We start from the raw sequence: 18,398 nt of genomic DNA, 5'->3' as shown, positions 1-18,398 counted from the left end.
CGCCAGCCATAGCGCCCGCAACGCGCCGGATAAGGCTTGCCGCCTAGTTGAACTGCTCGGCTTCCGTCGATCCTGCCAGCGCGGTCGTAGACGACTGGCGTTCGATGGTCTGCGTGACGGCATCGAAATAGCCGGTGCCCACTTCGTGCTGGTGCTTGACCGCGGTGAACCCGCGTTCCGCCGCCCCGAACTCCTTTTCCTGCAATGTGACGAAGGCGCGCATTTGCTCGCGGGCATATCCGTGCGCCAGCTCGAACATGCTGTAGTTCAGGCTGTGGAAGCCAGCCAGCGTGATGAACTGGAACGTATAGCCCATTTCGGCCAGCGCATGCTGGAAACGATCGATCGTTTTGTCGTCGAGATTGCGTTTCCAGTTGAACGATGGCGAACAGTTATAGGCCAATGCCTTGCCGGGAAATTGCGCATGGATCGCTTCGGCGAACCGGCGCGCCTCGGCGAGATCCGGCTTGCCGGTTTCACACCAGATCAGGTCGGCATAGGGGGCATAGGCAAGGCCGCGCGAAATAGCCTGCTCAAGCCCCGCATGCGTGCGATAGAAGCCTTCCACGGTCCGCTTGCCGGTCAGGAACGGGTGGTCGGCGGGATCGATGTCGGACGTCAGCAGGTCCGCCGCCTGTGCGTCTGTGCGTGCCATCAGTAGCGTGGGGACGCCGCTGACATCGGCTGCCAGTCGCGCGGCCAGCAGCTTGCCGACGGCTTCGCGCGTCGGTACCAATACCTTTCCGCCAAGATGGCCGCATTTTTTGGCCGATGCCAATTGATCCTCGAAATGCACTGCGGCGGCGCCGGCCTCGATCATGGCCTTCATCAGTTCGAACGCGTTCAGGACGCCTCCGAAGCCCGCTTCAGCGTCGGCGATGATTGGTGCGAAATAATCGATGTAGTTGGGGTCCCCGGGACGGGTACCGTCCGCCCACTGGATCTGGTCCGCGCGGGTGAGGGTATTGTTGATCGCGCGCACGACTTGCGGCACCGAATTGACCGGATACAAGGATTGATCGGGATACATCGCGCCGGCCTGGTTCGCGTCGCCGGCAACCTGCCAGCCCGAAAGATAGATGGCCTGAAGTCCGGCTTTGACCTGCTGCATTGCCTGGTTGCCGGTCAATGCGCCCAATGCGTTCACGAACGGCCGGTCGACACCATGATGGCCCGAACCTGGTGGTAATGGCCCACGCTGCAGCAGCGACCATAAGCGCCCCGCGCCGCGCTTGGCCAACGTGTATTCGGGCTGCACGGACCCACGCAGACGAATCACCTCCTCGGCATCGTAGCCGCGCTTGATGCCGGCCCAACGGGGCAATACCGCCCAATCGTGCCGCAGCGCCGCGCATGCATCACGGTCATACAGCTTGGCGTGCCGGTTATTCGATGAGGACTCCTGATCGTATGAGTCTTGATGGCGATGGTTGTCGGTCATGCTGTCTCTCCAGGCAAGGTCAATAAAACGGAAACGCTTGGGACGCAGTGTCGAGCGGGCCACGCTCGTCATGCGTCGTCCGTGGAAACAAGTTTAGGCGTGATGACAGCGCGGGAGGCAATACTCAAGTAATCAAATCATGAAAATTTTATATTTATTAATCAATGACATGCAACGTAAATATCGTATTGTGAAATGAGCATCGGATCGTGAAAAATCATGATGGTGCGTTGCGGCACACAGTTTCATGCAGCGCACAAGAATTCCACATTGTGGAATTTTGGAGGTCGATGAATCGGAATGGAAGGCGTGCGTTACCGGTACGCCGCGCGTACCGACAAGGCAATGCAAAAACCCCTCGGCATGCACGGAGCGTGTCGAGGGGTTTCGAGGAACGGCACGATCTCCTTATCAAGAGAAGACCGTCATGTTCGCTGTAGCGATAATAGCCTGGAAGCTTTTTTTTCACCCATCGAGGCGCGTTGGCCAAACGTCTGGTAATCGGCCTGCGCCCGATAGGAGGGGTGATCGGAATTAACCGCGGTCCGACCCACCGTCACGGCGACGGGCATAGCCCTCACTCGCGCTGCGGCCTGCGTAACCACCGCCGTTGCTGCTACGGCCTGCATAGCCACCGCCGCCGCCATTACCGCTGCTACGGCCGGCGTAGCCGCCACCGCCGCCGGTGCCCGTGCCGCGATTGCCGGCATAGCCACCACGTCCGGCGCCGCCACCACTACCGAACGAGCGACCACGCGCACCGCCACGTGGCGCGCCCGATGTCGACGGTGTACGGCGCGGCTCAAAGCCGACGATCACCGAAACCGGCAGCGGCTGGTGCGTGAAGCGTTCGATGCGCTTCACTGCCTGGGCTTCGGCATGATGCGCGAGGCTGATCGCGGTGCCGGTGCGGCCGGCGCGGCCCGTACGGCCGATACGGTGCACGTAGTCTTCCGCGAACTTCGGCAGGTCGTAGTTGAATACGTGGGTGATGCCGGGGACGTCGATACCGCGTGCCGCCACATCGGTGGCTACCAGCACGCGCACGCGCCGCTCGCGCAGGGCGTTCAGCGTGCGGTTACGCGCGCCTTGCGGCAGGTCGCCATGCAATGCCGCCGACGAGAAACCCTCGTCGGACAGGCGACCCGCCAGCATGTCCGCATCGCTCTTCGTCGCCGTGAAGATGATTGCCTGGTCGAGCGATTCATCGTTCAGCAGATGCGACAGCAGGCGATCCTTATGCGCACGGTCATCAACCCACAGGATCGATTGTGCGATGTTCGCCTTTTGCTGTGCACCCTGCGCGATCTGGATCGCCACCGGGTCATTCAGCAGACGCTTGGTCAGCGAGCTGATCTTGGCATCGATCGTTGCCGAGAACAGCAGCGTTTGACGCGTCGGCGGCGTGGCGGCGACGATGGTTTCGATGTCGTCGATGAAGCCCATGTCCAGCATGCGGTCCGCTTCGTCCAGCACCAGCATTTGCAATTGCGACAGGTCGATGCGGCCGCGTTCGATATGGTCGAGCAGACGGCCCGGCGTGGCCACCAGGATTTCCGGTTGCTTGGCCAGCAGCGCGAGCTGTTGGCGATACGGCACGCCGCCCAGGACGCTGACGCAACGCAGCTTGCGCAGACCCTTGCCGAATTGCTCGGCGGCCGTGGACACCTGCATGGCCAGTTCCCGGGTAGGCGTCAGCACCAGCAGGCCGGGGCGTGCCGGTTGGTATTGCGGGCGACGACGCTCCGCTTCCGGACGTGCGGTACCGGCTGCCGGACGGGCAGCGGCGGCCTGCGCCGCGCGGGCCACAGAGAAACGTTGAATGGCGGGCAGCATGAACGCTGCGGTCTTGCCCGAGCCGGTCGGGCTGGAGACCAGCAGATCGCGGCCGGAGATGGCAGCGGGAACCGCTTGTTCCTGCACGGGCGTCGGCTTCGTGAAGCCGGCCGCTACCAATGCCGAGACGATCTCCGGTGCGAGACCGAGCGCGGCAAACGCTTCGCCGCTCGGCGCGGTGTCAGGTGCGACCGCCATTTCGGGCAAGTCGGTCGCCGACAGCATGGCAGCCTGGGGAGCGATCGATGCGTCGCCGTTCTGGGTCGTTGAGCTAAAAGTCATGTATTCGAAGTCCTCGAGTGTGAATGAGGCGTCGGCGCCAATCGGCGTCGCCAAGTCATCGAATGCACGAAGCAATACGAGAAACGGGACGTGGCCAGTGGGACGCCTCCGGAGACCGGGAGCGCCCACCGTCGTTAGAACCTATCGGACAGCAAACAGGGCTGGCACAGCCACCGCACCCTTTCGGGCTCGGCCGTGCGCCGCCTGCTTCATCGTGAACCGTGTCCCGGCGCGCTTTACGTTGCGTGCCGGCGGCAGGGAGCAGGGGGACAGTTTCTAAACTGGATTGGGGCAAAACGCTTGCCGCTGGCGGCGTGCTTCACTTCGTGTCCGGTGCCGTGCAATGTGACGGTCCGGAAAAAGGTCGGTCTTACGACTCGCTAACCGACGGGTTAACTACGAAGCACGAAAGCAATACTGCCAGCGATAGTGGAGTATAACGGTTTTTTGCAGCGTGTGCCATCAGCATTTTCGACAGGATTGGCGGTGATGCTTCGTCGCCCGCCCTGACGCATCGGCGGCCAGTAATTCGTCCACCAGCGTGATGTAGGCCCGCATCGCGGTGGCCGCGGGCGTGCCGCGCAGCGCAGTCCAGGCGTCGAATTTCGCCCGCGCGGCAAAATCGGTCATCCCCGGCTTTTCTCCTTGGGCATCACCGACGCTCGCCTGCTTGTACAGGGCATACAGACGAAGCAGATGCACCGGCCCTGGCTTCGACGACAGCGTATGCACGCGTTGCTGCGAAAGGGCGAACTCGGCTGCGATGTCGGCATCGGGCGTGGCGGGCGGCGGCGGTTGTTCCATTTTTTTGGCATCCGGAAGAAGGCTGCGAGGAAAGAGAGCGACGTACCGGACCTATCCTACGCGTGCCGGCGATGGCCCGGGTCCGAATCGCCCCGAGTAGTACCTCTGCTCCTACGCCAGCGACCGGGAAGGTACAATGCGCGAATGAATCGTACCGCTTCACATCGCCCCGCTGTCATGGGATCGACCGACGTTCCAGTCGATGCCATGGCGCTTCGTCCAGCCTTTCCGGTTGTCGTTCGCGCATCCACGCGCGCGGCATTGCTCGCCATCGATACGTCGACCGACGCCTGCGCCGTCGCGGTATGCCTGCCGTTGCCATCGACAGACCTGTCCGAGCCAGTGGCACCGGTATCCGTCGCCCGGCCGGCGAATGACAACACGGATGTGCCGAACCTTGCGATACGGGACGATATCGTCCCCGGGGCGCGGATCGCCGCCTGCTGGCGGCGCACCGGCGCGGTGTCGAGCGAGGCTTTGCTGCCAATGGTGCAAGCCATACTCGACACTGCGGGCATCACGCTTCAATCGGTTGGCGCCATCGCGGTGGGCGAAGGCCCCGGCTCCTTCACCGGTGTTCGTACCGCAACCGGCGTGGCGCAAGGCCTCGCATTTGCGAACGACATGCCCGTCGTCCCGCTGGACACGCTGATGGTCTGTGCGGAATCGGCGCGCCTGCGGTCGGCCGCGGATGCCCATCCATCACCCGTGCGGCATGGAACGCACGTTTATACGGCTGTCGATGCAAGGATGGGGGAGTGTTACGCCGCTGCGTTTTCATGGCAGCCGATTGATGGCGGTGGTCACGATGACGGCGAATGGCGGGTCGAGGTGCCGGCACACGTCGCGGCGCCGGAGGCACTGCAAGCGCATCCGCCCGGTTTCCTGCTGGCGGGCAATGCCGCGGCGATTTTCGGCGAGGGGTTGCGATTGCGTGGATCAGCTGCATGGTGCGACGAGGGAGCCTGGCCGGAACCGATGGCACTGGCGGCGTTGGGGTGGCGCCGCTGGCATGCGGGAGGGGCCGTGGCGGCCGCGATGGCGCAGCCACGCTATGTGCGGGACAAGGTCGCCTTGACCACGCAGGAGCGGCTGGCCGTCAAGGAGGCCAGGCTCGCATCGAAGGAGGCAGGGGCATGAGCGCGCAACCGGCACCGGCTCCAGCCGGCATGCCAATCCTTATCCGGGACATGATGTCGGGAGATATCCCTGCAATCATGGCGATCGAGCATCGGGCTTATGAATTTCCGTGGACCGATGTCAATTTTCTGGATTCGTTGAAGTCCGGTTATGTCGGTCGTATTGCTGAACGTGCCGGTGGCGAACTGGCCGGTTACGCGGTGCTGATGCCGGCGGTCGACGATCTGCATGTGTTGAACCTGTGTGTCGCGCCGATGCACCAGGGGCGGGGCATCGGCCAGCAGTTGCTGGCCGATGCGCGCCGGGTGGCGCTATCGCGCGATATTCATGCGGTACTGCTTGAGGTCCGTCCGTCGAATACCCATGCGATCCGTCTGTATGAACGGTTTGGTTTTCATGAAATCGGGCGGCGACGCAACTACTATCCAGCGCGCAACAATACACGCGAGGACGCAATCGTGATGCGTGTCAAAGTCAAACGGGAGCCAGGCCATGACGCCGCCGTCTGACCGGGATCGGCCGGATCCATCGATCGTGGCGAGGGCGCGTGGTCATGCGTCGCATGCCGGCGGCTCGGATATGCTCGATCCGGTCCTGGAAGTGTTCGGCCTGTCCGTAACCTGGCGTTTGCGCACGGCCAGGGAGACGACGGCGTCCGTACCGGACGCGCCGGTGGGTCTTGCGAATCATGCCGCTACCGACGCACCGGATGCCGGGATTGCCGTGGATGACCATGCCGCCGGGGACGTGGTTGCCTTGCCGGTGCCGGGTCGTGACGAAGTGCTTGCGGATCACGTTCGCGTGCCGGATGTCATTGACGCCGTGTCGCATCCGATGGCTTCGGACGGATCGACTCTCGCGACGCTGGGTTTCGAGGACTTGCGCGCGCGCGCGCAGGTTTGCCAGGCCTGTCGCCTTTGCGAGACGCGAAAAAAAGTGGTCTTCGGTGTTGGCGATCCACGGGCCGACTGGCTGTTCGTAGGCGAGGGGCCGGGGGCCAATGAGGATGAGCAAGGTGAACCGTTCGTCGGGCAAGCGGGCAAGTTGCTCGACAACATGCTGCGCGCGCTGGGACTGCAGCGTGACAACAACGTCTTCATTGCAAATGTCGTCAAGTGTCGCCCGCCCGGCAACCGTGACCCGCTGCCAGATGAGATTGCCGCCTGTGAAGGCTACCTGCAGCGCCAGATCGCCCTCATCCAGCCGAAGGTGATCGTGGCGCTCGGACGTTTCGCGGCACAGGCGCTGCTGCGCAGTGACGCGACGATTGGCGCGTTGCGCCGGATCAATGCCGCGGAACATCGGGGTGGACCAGCGGAAAGCGGTAATGCCATCGCCCCGCAACGCGTTCACCACTACGAAGGTGTTCCGGTTGTCGTGACCTACCACCCGGCCTATCTGCTACGTACGCCATCGGACAAGGCCAAGGTATGGGAAGACCTGTGCCGGGCACGTGATGTCTTCCCGCGCTAGGCCGGATGCCGGCATTGGCGATTCAGTAGCCGGATCGCCCGACACCGGGGCGATGGATCTCGGCATCTTCGAAGCCTATGAAGCGGTACGCCGGGCGCGTCGATGGGCGGCCGCCAGCCAAGCGCCGCCCTTGTCCCGTCGGGCGCGGCAGTGGCGTGAAGGACCCTCGCACCGAAGTGCGCGGCGTGACGCCGCGCAAGGTGCCTTGCCGCGGACCACCGATTTCACCGAACAGGCCGTGCGGGACCTGTCCTGGCTGTTGCGCTCGCCCACGCTGCTCGCGCGAAGCGCCTTCGGGGATTTGTTGGCCGATCCGATGTCGCCGCGCTTGTTCGGTCCGGATCCGGCGACGGCGATGGTTCGGCTATTGCAACGCCTTGAACAGGCTCCGGCGCCGCTTGCGGCAACGCAGGCGAGCGGTCGCGAGCGGCGGCTCGGCCGTTACGCCGAACGTCTCTTTGCCGCATGGTTGGCCGAGGTGCCTGCCCTGAAGCGCAAAGCGATAGGCCTGGCCGTGAGGGAGCCGCAGCCAGGGGGGAGAACCCTGGGCGAATGTGATGCGTTGTTCGAGACGCCCACCGGTGCCTTCGAACACTGGGAACTCGCCGTCAAGTTCTATCTTGAAATCGATGGACAACACGTGGTTGGCGCCCCGGTCAGCGGACAGCCGGATTTGCGGGGGTGCGATCGTTACGTCGGCGCCGGATTGGCGGATCGTTTCGATTGGAAGCTGCAGCGCCTGTTGAACCATCAATTGCCACTGAGCGCGCATCCCGCATTGCAGGCGTTGGCGCCAGGGCCGTGGGCGCCGCGAATGTTCGTCAAGGGGCGATTGTTCTATCCATTGACGCGGTGGCAGCGCGTTGATTGCGGCGCGGATGTGCCGGCACTGGCAACCGATCATCCGCGTGGCTGGTGGGCGACGCTCAGCGAGTGGTTGACCTGGAGCTGCCAGGCCGATTGCCGCTGGACCAGTCTTGAGCGAATGGATTGGCTGGCACCGTTGCGACTCGACGATCCCGAAGTAGGGCACGGCACCGACCCGCGCGTCGGCATGCGCGCCAAGGCTGCTTCCGGAAACCCGTCGGCCGATGGCGCGGACCATGGTGATGTCGAGGCGTCACCAGGACGAATCTACGATGCAATCGCCTTTGCCCGAATGCTGCACGCGCATTTCGATAGCGGCCTGCTTTCCGCGTCAATGCCGCGTCAGGTGGCCGCGTTGACGCCGCCCATACCCGGTCAACCCGCTCGCGAGATGTCGCGGGGCTTTATCGTGCCAGACAGTTGGCCGGCGCGTGCGCGCGTATTCAGCCGTTTGCCCACACCGGGCTGAGGGGGCAATCGGGTAGCCAACACCAACGCGGTCTGTACGCGTCGCCCCGATGGGACAGTGCCGCGGTCGGTCGGTGCGACGTTACCAGAAAGGGTGGAAGTGATGCACCGGACCGTGTCCGAACGCAATCGCCTCGGCGTGGCTATCCGGTGCATCGGGTCGTAGCGGTTCCGGTGCGGGCCTTGCTGGCGCGGCCGCGGCGGATTCTCCGGTATCGCGCAAGGCCATGCCACCAACCGAGAGACGATCGGCGTGGATGAGCGCGTTGGTAAGATAGGACTTCGCGTCACTGACCGCCGTGGGCAGGTCCAGTCGTTGTGGTCGAAGCGCGGCAATCGCCGCTGATAGTGTGCAACCCGTTCCGTGCGTCGAGCGAGTTGGCACGCGCGCGGCGCCGAATTTCGCTTTACCACCCGCTTCGACGAGCCAGTCCGGGCTTTGTTCCCCTGGCAGATGCCCCCCCTTCATCAGCACCGCCTGAACGCCTAGCGCGCGTAACGCCTGGCCCTGTGCAACCATCTGCTCGTCATCAACGGCATGCCCCTGGTCAAGAAGCACTGCCGCTTCAGCCAGATTGGGCGTCAACAACGTCACGTGGGGAATCAGCACCTCGCGCAAGGCGATGATGGCGTCCGATGCGAGCAGGCGACGCCCGCTGGACGACACCATCACCGGGTCCAGCACGACGAACCGGGGACGCCAGCGTTGCAATGCCTCCGCGACAGCTAGGACGTTATCGCGGCTTGCCAGCATGCCGATCTTGACGGCATCCAGACGCAGGTCGCGGAACACGGCATCGAGCTGGGCCGCGACGATGTCGACGGGAGGAACGAAGACCGCGTGCACACCCCGCGTGTTCTGCGCGGTCAGAGCGGTGATCACGCTGGCACCGTAAGCACCCAGCGCGGAGAAGGTTTTCAAGTCGGCCTGGATGCCGGCGCCGCCGCTCGAATCGGAACCGGCGATCGTCAGGATGTTCGCAATGCGATGTGCCATCGTATGCTCCGGTAGGGTAACCCGGCGCGTGGATTCAATGCGCGGGGTCGTCGTGCCGTGCCTCGCCAATCAGGGACTGGAGATCGTGTCGACGCTGGTTGCGGCGGTGCAATAGCATGACCAATGCCATGGCGATACTAACGAACAAGCCAAACAAGATGATGACCAATCGCACCGGGGTATTCAGCCAGATCAAGACCGCATACAAACACAACATGACGAGAACGGACAGATTCTCGTTGAAGTTTTGCACGGCAATGGAGTGGCCGGCAGACAGCAGCACATAGCCGCGGTGTTGTAGCAGCGCGTTCATGGGCACGACAAAAAAGCCCGCCATCGCACCGACGATCAACAGGAAAACGTAGGCCGCGAAGAGATAAGCCTGCACGCCATGACGCCCGATGGGGACGATCCAATGGTGCGGAAAAATATCCCGCGTGAAGAACGCCATCAGCGTGACGCCTAACCCCATCGCCACGCCGACCGGAAGCACCGCGAGCGAGCGGTGCAGGGGGATGCGGGCCGCCGCGGCCATTGCGCCGACGGCCACGCCCACGGCAAAGATCGCCTGTAGCACCGCGCCTTGCGAGAGCGTCATGCCCAGGGCGACTTCGGCCCATTTCAATACGATGAATTGCAGGGTCGCGCCGGCGCCCCAGAACAACGTGGTCACCGCCAGTGAAATCTGTCCCAGTTTGTCACGCCACAACATGACAAAGCAGTCGGCGAAATCACGGATGAGCTTGATCGGTTCGTGCGCCTGCTCGGGATAACGCGCGCCGGTATCCGGGATGCCGAGGTTGAACGCGGCCGCGAGCGCATAGACGAATGTGATCACCAGAATCGCCGCGTCGGCGTGTGTGCGAATCCCGGGAATATCAAGCTGCGTGATATGGTGCGACAACGCCGGGCTGATTAGGGCGCCCCCGAGGACAGTACCCAGGATGATCGATGAAACGGTCGTTCCCTCTATCCAGCCATTGGCGGCCACCAGTTTTTCGGGCGGCAGCAATTCGGTCAGAATGCCGTACTTTGCCGGCGAATAGGCGGCTGCGCCAAAGCCGACAACCCCGTAGGCGAAGAGCGGGTGGCCCCCAGTCAGCATGATCAGGCAGCCGAAGACCTTGATGAGGTTGGTGGTGAACATTACGCGACCTTTTGGCCGGGAGTCGGCGTATGCGCCAACAAAGGCCGCCAGGACCACGTAAGACAGCACAAAGAATAGTTTCAGTAGCGGCGTCATCCAGGCGGGCGCATGGTCGCTATTCAATACGGCAATGGCGGCAATCAACAGCGCACTGTCCGCAAGCGACGAGAAAAACTGCGCCGCCATGATCGTGTAAAACCCTTTTTTCATCGGATAGCTTGCTGTCCTGTCATGTCTTCGCGGAGGGGTAGGGCCGCGTACTGAAATCCATGGGCACCCGCTGCGACGGCGCGCGGGTCGGGCCCGATACGGTAAGCCGAATGGTAGGCCCCCCTGCCGGATGGCGGTTCCGTAAGCAATTCCGAGCGCGAAACGATTGTGCGCCCGGCTTTATAACACGAAAATACGGCAATCAAACCGCACGTCGGGATCGTGCCCGTCGCGCTGGCCCCTTACATTCCTTGCCCATGCTTTCGGCCTATTTTGACACGGCTCGCGGCGGTGGGTTGAGGACGCTTTTTCCGGATGCTGCATTGGCCAAGATCAAGACTACCTATAGCTGTACCGCGTGCGGCAACCAATCACCGAAGTGGAGCGGCCAGTGCCCGGGTTGCGGCGCGTGGAACACGCTGGTCGAAGGCGTGGCTGAAACGCCATCCGCGCACCGTTTCCAGGCGCTGACCAAGTCGTCGCCGGTACGGTCGCTGCATGAAATCGAATCAGCCGATGTGCCACGCTATGCCACGGGAATCGGTGAATTCGACCGCGTGCTGGGTGGCGGGCTGGTCAGCGGCGGCGTGGTGCTGATCGGCGGTGATCCGGGTATCGGCAAGTCCACCCTCTTGCTGCAGGCGCTCGCGTCGCTTGGCGAGGCGCGCAAGGTGCTCTATGTCAGCGGCGAGGAATCCGATGCGCAGATCGCCCTTCGGGCGGAGCGGCTCGGGCTGCTGGAAGACGGCCGCACGGAGAAAGGCGCGGGCGCGTTGCGGTTGTTCGCGGAAATCCAGCTCGAAAAAATCCAGCTGGCGATCGATGCGGAACGACCGGCCGTCGCGGTGATCGACTCGATTCAGACCGTCTATTCGGAGGCATTGACCTCGGCGCCCGGCTCGGTCGCGCAGGTGCGCGAGTGTGCCGCGCAGTTGACGCGGCTGGCAAAACAGACCGGCGTGACCATCATCATGGTCGGCCATGTGACCAAAGAGGGCGCGCTGGCGGGGCCGCGTGTACTCGAACATATCGTTGATACCGTACTATATTTCGAGGGCGATACACACTCGTCGTTCCGGCTGATCCGGGCGATCAAGAACCGCTTTGGCGCCGTCAACGAGCTGGGCGTCTTTGCCATGACGGAGCGGGGGCTGCGGGGTGTCTCGAATCCGTCGGCGTTGTTTCTGTCTCAGCACGAGCATACGGTGCCCGGCTCCTGCGTCCTTGTGACGCAGGAAGGCACGCGACCGTTGCTAGTCGAGATTCAGGCGCTGGTCGACAGTTCGCATGTGCCTAATCCGCGGCGCCTGACGGTAGGGCTGGAGCAGAACCGGCTGGCGATGTTGCTGGCGGTGTTGAATCGGCATGCGGGCATTGCCTGCTTCGATCAGGACGTGTTCCTGAACGCGGTAGGGGGGGTGAAGATCAGCGAGCCGGCAGTCGACCTGGCGGTCCTGCTTGCGATCCATTCGTCCATGCGGAACAAGCCGCTGCCGAAGGGGCTCGTGACATTTGGGGAAGTTGGCCTGGCCGGTGAGATCCGGCCGTCGCCGCGCGGGCAGGATCGACTGAAAGAAGCGGCGAAGCTGGGGTTCACGCAGGCGATCGTGCCAAAGGCCAATGTGCCAAAGCAGCCAATCGAGGGCTTGACGGTCATTGCCGTCGAGCGCATCGAACAGGCGATCGACCGTGCGCGTGAGTTGGAATAACGCCGCATTCCCGCTTACGCGGGGATCAACCGATCTTGCTGACCACGGCCCCCGACATTTCGCGCATCTCGCCGAATGAGACCGCGGGATACGTCTCTTTCAGCGCCTGGATTTCGGATTGATGCGCGGCGAGCAGCGTCATCTGTTCGGCGGCGTCGTAGGCCATGCGACCATTATTGAACTTGATGAATTTCTGCATCGCCGCCGCATCCGTGGACGACACCCAGCGTGACAGACGATAGCGTGACGGCGAGAAGCGGACGTCCACGCGATATTCGCCGGCGAGCCGGTGTGAGACCACTTCGAACTGCAGCGCACCGACGGCACCTAGCAGAATCGGGCCGCCTGCCATGGGGCGGAACACCTGGATCGCGCCTTCCTCGCTGAGATGCCGCAATGCCTCGCCCAGTTGCTTGGCACGCATCGGGTCTTTCGCTTCCACGGTCTGGAAGATTTCTGGCGAGAAAAACGGCAAGCCCGAGAACGTCAGCGCTTCGCCTTCGGTCAACGTATCGCCCAGGCACAGCACGCCGTGATTGGGGATGCCGATAATGTCGCCCGGATAGGCTTCCTCAGTTAGTTCGCGACGCTGCGACAGAAAGCTGACCACGTTGCTGGTCTTGATCTTCTTGCCCGAGCGCGTAATCGTCAACGCCATGCCGCGCTCGAAACGCCCCGAGCAGACGCGGACGAACGCCACGCGGTCCCGGTGCTGCGGGTCCATGTTCGCCTGCACCTTGAATACCATGCCGGTGAAACGCGGCTCCACCGGCTCCACCGGCCGTTGCACGGCGGCGCGGACCTTGGGCGGGGGGGCCAGTTCGACCAGCGCATCGAGGATCTCGCGAATACCAAAGTTGTTGATCGCGGAGCCGAACAGCACCGGCGATTGCCTGCCGGCGAGGAAGGCTTCGCGCGAGAGTGCCGGCGAGGCGCCGGTGATCAACTCGATCTCGTCCTTCGCACGCGTCCAGGTGTCGCCGAACTGCTCGACGGCGCGCGGATCCTCGAGTCCTTGAAGCGTGACCGTGTCGTCGTTGCGGGTGTCCTGCCCTGCACGGAAGAGGCGAATCTGTTCCCGGCGAAGGTCGTAGACGCCGCGGAAATCCTTCCCCGTACCCACGGGCCAGGAAAACGGGATGGCGGCCACGCCCAGGTGATGTTCGACTTCGCTCAGCAGGTCGAGTGGCGCACGGACGTCGCGGTCGAGCTTGTTGACGAATGTGATGATCGGCGTGTTCTGGCGGCGACAGACCTCCAGCAGCTTCAACGTCTGTGCTTCCACGCCGTTCGCGCCGTCGATCACCATCACCGCCGCATCCACCGCGGTCAATACACGGTAGGTATCTTCGGAGAAGTCCTGGTGGCCCGGTGTGTCGAGCAGGTTGATGACGGCGTCGCCGTACTCGAACTGCATCACCGAGCTGGCGACCGAGATGCCGCGTTGTTTTTCGATTTCCATCCAGTCCGAGGTCGCGTAACGCGCGCTCTTGCGGCCTTTCACGGCACCTGCGATATGGATGGCGCCCGAGAACAGCAACAGTTTCTCGGTCAGTGTGGTCTTCCCTGCGTCAGGGTGGGAAATCACCGCGAACGTGCGGCGGCGATTCACTTCGTTCGATACGTCGGACATGATGACGGGGTGGGCTGAGTCAAATACTGCGTCAAATAAAGGGCGGTATGCGGGCTGAAATGACCTGCAAACAGAGTCAGGATGCGGCCGTGATGGTGGCATCCAGCATTTCCAATGCTTCGAGGGCCGCCATCCAGTCGGTTTCCACCGCGCCGATTCGTGCGGCCAATTCGCCCTGGCGGCGCAGCGTTTCCGTCAGGGCCGCCTTGTGCTGCGCCTCATAGCTGCCGGGATCGGCTATAAACGCGTCACACCCGGCTTTTTCCGTATTCAGTTTCTCGAGTTCGCGTTCCAGCGTCTCGATCCGCTTCTGCAGCGGCTTGCGCTGGGCGGCGACATGCTGGCGTGCCTGTGCGTCGAGCTTGCGCTGCTCCTTACGCGCCGCCGGGTCGACCACCGGACCGGGCGTGGCTGCCGCACGGGTAACGATCGCCGAGGATGCCGCCGGCTCACCGGGTGCCGGAGGAGCAGACGTTGGTGCCGCCGGTCTGGTGACGCCGCGCATCTTCTCATCGGCGCGCGACTCCTGGCGGTTGCCTTCGGCGCTCGTCTTGGCCGGCTTCGGCGCGGCCCCGCCTTGCGCGCGCGCTTTGGTCGCATCCAGCAACCAGCGTTTGTAATCATCGAGGTCGCCGTCGAACGGCGCGACCTTACCGTCGCCCACGAGCAGGAACGCGTCGGTGGTCGCACGCAACAGATGGCGATCGTGGGACACCAGGATCAGCGTGCCGTCGAATTGGGCCAGCGCGGTGGTCAGTGCGTGGCGCGTTTCCAGGTCGAGGTGGTTTGTCGGTTCATCCAGCAATAACAGGTTCGGCTTGGTCCAGATGATCAGCGCCAGCGCGAGACGGGCTTTTTCCCCACCTGAGAACGGCCGCACGGGCGATGTCGCCATGTCGCCATGGAAATTGAAGCTGCCCAGGAAGTTGCGCAGTTCCTGCTCCCGTGCGCCGCCGGCGATACGCGTGAGGTGCATCAGCGGACTGTCGTCTTCTCGCAGCGTTTCCAACTGGTGCTGTGCGAAGTAGCCGATGACGAGACCCTTGCCACGACGTACTTCGCCCTGCAGCGGAGCGAGTTCGCCGAACAAGGTCTTGATCAGCGTCGACTTACCCTGACCGTTGGCCCCCAGCAGGCCGATCCGTTGTTCGTTCTGGATCGAGAGATTGACATCGCCCAGGATGCGGATGACTTCGCCATCGGTTGGGGTGACCGGCGTGGCGTGGACGTCGCCGTGATCGTCCTCCGCGACGCGGGGGCCATAACCACAATCGACGTCCTCGACCACGAGCATCGGGTTTGGCGCGCGGTCCGGCTCGCGGAACGAGAAAGTGAACGGGGACGACGCATAGACCGGCGCGATCATCTCGATGCGCTCCAAGGCCTTGACGCGGCTTTGCGCTTGACGCGCCTTGGTTGCCTTTGCCTTGAATCGATCGATGAAGTGCTGCAGATGGGCAACGGTTTTCTGCTGTTTCGCATAAGCGCTTTGTTGCAGCAGGATATGCTGCGCGCGTTGTGTTTCAAACTGCGTGTAGTTACCACCGTAGCGCTTGATCTGCCGATTTTCCAGATGCAGCGTCACATTCGTGACCGCGTCCAGGAATTCGCGATCGTGCGAGATCACGACGATCGTCCCAGAATAGCGCCGCAGCCAGTCTTCCAGCCAGACGATCGCGTCCAGGTCCAAGTGATTGGTGGGCTCATCCAGCAGCAACAGGTCGGAGCGGCACATCAGTGCCTGTGCCAAATTCAGACGCATCCGCCAGCCGCCCGAGAAACTGGTCACGGGACGATGCATTTCGGCTTGCGAGAAGCCCAGACCCGCCAGCAGCGTTTCGGCGCGCGAGGCGGCCGTATAGCCGTCGGCGTCCGCGTATGCGCCGTGGGCCAGCGCGTCCGCCTCGCCGTCTCCCGAGGCGGACGCTGCGGCAATGCGTGCTTCGATCTCACGCAATTCCGCATCGCCATCGAGCGTATATTCCACGGCCGTCCGCGCAACGGCAGGGGTTTCCTGGGAGACGTGGGCGACCTGCCAGGTGGGCGGGAACGACGCATCGCCGCCATCGGGATGCAGGCGTCCGAGCAGTACGGAGAACAGCGTGGACTTGCCCGCGCCGTTGGCGCCGATCAACCCGGCCTTTTCCCCAGGGTTCAGCGTGAACGTCGCGTTGTCGAAAAGCGGCTTGGTGCCGCGGGCAAGAGTGAACTGTTGGAAGCGAATCACGGGCGGTGTGGGTAATTCAGGCGCACGGCGCCCGAGGCAAAGACCGCTATTCTACTCCGCGCGGCGCGAGTGCAAGGGCAGCAGAAGTGACCGGAGTGCAATACACTGGCGGGCAGGGGGCGAGCGCCGGGGAAAAACGCGGCGCCGCCGTATGACTGTAATGACGATGACACCGTGACACACGATATCTACGACTTCACCGCAAACTCGCTGGACGGCACCGCCGTGGACCTGTCGCGCTACGCCGGCAAGGTGTTGCTGATCGTCAACACGGCCAGCCACTGCGGGTTTACACCGCAGTACGCGGGGCTGCAGCAATTACATACGCGGTACGCGGATCGCGGTTTCGAGGTCCTGGCGTTTCCTTGCAACCAGTTCGGGCGGCAGGAACCGGGGGACAGCCAGCAGATCGGCGATTTCTGCACGCAAAACTTTGGTCTCACGTTCCCGGTGTTGGAGAAAATCGAGGTCAATGGCACCGGTGCCCATCCGTTGTTTCGCTGGCTGACGGGAAGCCGTCCCGGTGTGCTGGGAACGGAAGGCATCAAGTGGAATTTTACAAAATTCCTCGTCGACCGCAGGGGGCACGTGGTCGAGCGCTATGCGCCGATCACCAAACCGGACGCCATCGCGCATGACATCGAGAAATTGCTCGGCACCGCGCCGGATAACTCGATGCCAGATGTCGTTGGCTGAATCTGCGCTTACAAGATCGGTGAAAACAGGCAGGCGACGCGCATTGCCGCGCGCTGCCACGCGGGAAAATTGGCAAACTCATTGTCGCTGACTTCGTTGGCATGGGAGAAATCCTCGACGAGCATGGCTTCCACATCGGCTGCGAACCCGCGATCGACCGTCAGAACGGTACATTCGAAGTTCAGCCGAAATGACCGGTTGTCGAGATTCGGGCTGCCGATGGCGGCGGCCACGTCGTCGATCAGCACCACCTTCTGATGCAGGAAGCCGGGCTGGTAGCGAAACATCCGCACACCGGCGCGCACGGCTTCCGAGACATAGACGTTGGATGCGGAAAAGACCACCAGATGGTCGCGTCGCGACGGGATCAGGATACGGACATCCACCCCGCGCATCACTGCCAGCTTCAACGCCGAGAACACCGCTTCGTCCGGCACGAAATAGGGACTGGTCAGCCAGATCCGCGACTGCGCGGCATTGATCGCCGTCACGAAGAACAACGAACATGTCTCGAATTCGTCGGCGGGTCCACTGGCGATGGACTGGCAGCACATATTCGCGCTGTCGTTCTGTTCGCACCGGACCAGATCCGGCACGCGGCGGGTGGCCCAGAACCAATCCTCGACAAAGCTGAACTGGATACTCGATACCACCGGGCCGACGAGGTCGATATGGGTGTCGCGCCACGGCGAGAGCGGGAAGGTCTCCCCCAGGTATTCGTCACCGACGTTGTGGCCCCCGACGAACGCACGCCGGCCGTCGATGACGACGATCTTCCGATGATTGCGAAAATTGAGCTGGAAGCGATTGACGAAGCGTCGGGTCGCGAACTTGTGCGTCTGTACGCCGGCGGTGCGCAACGACGTGACGTATTCGCGCGACAGCTTGTGCGAGCCGATGCCGTCATACAGCAGGAAAACCGCGACGCCACGCTTTGCGGCCAATGTCAGCGCCCGATGCAGGCGCCGTCCGAGCGTGTCATCCCGGATGACGAAGAACTGCACCAGGACATAGCGTTCCGCGCCATCGATCGCGGCGAGAATGGTATTGAAGGTCTGCGTGCCGTTGACCAGCAACGACACTTTGTTTCCAGGCAGCAGGGGCATGCCGCTGAGTCGGTCGAATGCCCGTTTCGCCCCGGGCCCGAGCGCGGCTTTGGCGCGTGCCGAGGCGTCGGGGTCCGCGGGCGTATGTGGATGGGCCGCAAGGCTGCGCAGTTGCCGGTTGCCGCTTCGTCGCGCATCGACATAACCGCGAAAATAGCTTTGGCCAAGGAATAAATACGGCAGCAACGTCAGATAAGGCATCGTCACGAGTGCGACGGCCCAGGCGATCGCCCCCTGCGATGTCCGCGTGTTGACCACGGCGTGCACAGCTGCCATCGCGCCGGCGATATGCACCAGCAGGACCAGCGTACCGATATCAAGGGCGACCGAATCGAACGGCGCCAGCATTCCCAGCATGCGCA

General features: G+C 63.1%; 12 protein-coding genes and 2 pseudogenes. 6 read left to right on the top strand and 8 right to left on the bottom strand.

What is annotated here, in order from left to right:
* Nucleotides 1–43 precede the first annotated feature (43 nt).
* From aceA to SJQ66_RS23725, 3 genes are all read right to left on the bottom strand, one after another.
* Complete coding sequence (gene aceA / locus SJQ66_RS23735) at nucleotides 44–1,441, bottom strand: isocitrate lyase (RefSeq protein WP_082102846.1); 1,398 nt, start codon at nucleotides 1,439–1,441, stop codon at nucleotides 44–46.
* 534 nt (nucleotides 1,442–1,975) lie between these two features.
* Nucleotides 1,976–3,559 carry a DEAD/DEAH box helicase gene (locus SJQ66_RS23730; protein ID WP_046153390.1) on the bottom strand — a complete coding sequence of 528 codons (1,584 nt, stop codon included), beginning with the start codon at nucleotides 3,557–3,559 and terminating at the stop codon, nucleotides 1,976–1,978.
* Nucleotides 3,560–4,021: 462 nt separating this feature from the next.
* A complete protein-coding gene (locus SJQ66_RS23725; protein WP_320534617.1) occupies nucleotides 4,022–4,363 on the bottom strand; it encodes an acyl-CoA-binding protein in 342 nt (113 codons plus the stop codon).
* 144 nt (nucleotides 4,364–4,507) lie between these two features.
* Between SJQ66_RS23725 and tsaB the strand changes: the two genes are divergently transcribed.
* The 4 genes and pseudogenes from tsaB (at nucleotide 4,508) to SJQ66_RS23705 (ending at nucleotide 8,312) form a co-directional block, all read left to right on the top strand.
* Nucleotides 4,508–5,503, top strand: a complete 996-nt coding sequence (tsaB, locus tag SJQ66_RS23720; RefSeq protein ID WP_024903118.1) for a tRNA (adenosine(37)-N6)-threonylcarbamoyltransferase complex dimerization subunit type 1 TsaB — start codon at nucleotides 4,508–4,510, stop codon at nucleotides 5,501–5,503.
* Nucleotides 5,500–6,012: a ribosomal protein S18-alanine N-acetyltransferase gene (gene rimI, locus SJQ66_RS23715; protein ID WP_024903117.1), complete on the top strand. Its 513-nt coding sequence runs from the start codon at nucleotides 5,500–5,502 to the stop codon at nucleotides 6,010–6,012. The genes tsaB and rimI overlap by 4 nt, the downstream gene beginning before the upstream one ends.
* Nucleotides 6,013–6,358: 346 nt before the next feature.
* A pseudogene (locus SJQ66_RS29795) lies at nucleotides 6,359–6,976 on the top strand (uracil-DNA glycosylase); the annotation flags it as partial.
* Entirely contained in the window at nucleotides 6,960–8,312 is a 1,353-nt protein-coding gene (locus tag SJQ66_RS23705; protein ID WP_081764881.1) for a DUF1853 family protein, read from the top strand. The pseudogene SJQ66_RS29795 and the gene SJQ66_RS23705, both read left to right, overlap by 17 nt.
* A 228-nt stretch (nucleotides 8,313–8,540) precedes the next feature.
* On the opposite strand, the pseudogene thiD reads toward SJQ66_RS23705, so the two are convergent.
* Nucleotides 8,541–9,308, bottom strand: a pseudogene (thiD, locus tag SJQ66_RS23700) (bifunctional hydroxymethylpyrimidine kinase/phosphomethylpyrimidine kinase); the annotation flags it as partial.
* 34 nt (nucleotides 9,309–9,342) lie between these two features.
* A complete protein-coding gene (lplT, locus tag SJQ66_RS23695) occupies nucleotides 9,343–10,665 on the bottom strand; it encodes a lysophospholipid transporter LplT (RefSeq protein WP_024903113.1) in 1,323 nt (440 codons plus the stop codon).
* 323 nt (nucleotides 10,666–10,988) lie between these two features.
* Between lplT and radA the strand changes: the two genes are divergently transcribed.
* Nucleotides 10,989–12,374, top strand: coding sequence for a DNA repair protein RadA (radA, locus tag SJQ66_RS23690; protein ID WP_046153387.1), 1,386 nt, complete (start codon nucleotides 10,989–10,991; stop codon nucleotides 12,372–12,374).
* Nucleotides 12,375–12,399: 25 nt separating this feature from the next.
* Here radA and SJQ66_RS23685 read toward each other — a convergent pair whose 3' ends face one another.
* A complete protein-coding gene (locus SJQ66_RS23685) occupies nucleotides 12,400–14,007 on the bottom strand; it encodes a peptide chain release factor 3 (protein ID WP_024903111.1) in 1,608 nt (535 codons plus the stop codon).
* A 76-nt stretch (nucleotides 14,008–14,083) separates the two neighbouring features.
* The gene (locus tag SJQ66_RS23680) at nucleotides 14,084–16,234 is read right to left on the bottom strand and encodes an ATP-binding cassette domain-containing protein (RefSeq protein ID WP_320534616.1); all 2,151 of its coding nucleotides are present in this window, start codon (nucleotides 16,232–16,234) and stop codon (nucleotides 14,084–14,086) included.
* A gap of 174 nt (nucleotides 16,235–16,408) precedes the next feature.
* Here SJQ66_RS23680 and SJQ66_RS23675 point away from each other — a divergent pair, with 174 nt between their 5' ends.
* Nucleotides 16,409–16,930, top strand: coding sequence for a glutathione peroxidase (locus tag SJQ66_RS23675; protein ID WP_320534615.1), 522 nt, complete (start codon nucleotides 16,409–16,411; stop codon nucleotides 16,928–16,930).
* 8 nt (nucleotides 16,931–16,938) lie between these two features.
* Here SJQ66_RS23675 and cls read toward each other — a convergent pair whose 3' ends face one another.
* Nucleotides 16,939–18,384 (bottom strand): cardiolipin synthase, encoded by a 1,446-nt coding sequence (gene cls / locus SJQ66_RS23670; RefSeq protein ID WP_024903108.1) that lies wholly within the window; start codon nucleotides 18,382–18,384, stop codon nucleotides 16,939–16,941.
* Between the last annotated feature and the right edge of the window lie 14 nt (nucleotides 18,385–18,398).

The organism is Robbsia andropogonis (genome assembly GCF_034047095.1).
Classification (GTDB): Bacteria; Pseudomonadota; Gammaproteobacteria; order Burkholderiales; family Burkholderiaceae; genus Robbsia; species Robbsia andropogonis.
Note: the sequence above shows the minus strand (reverse complement) of the source record. Positions and strands in the feature narration are given on the sequence as shown.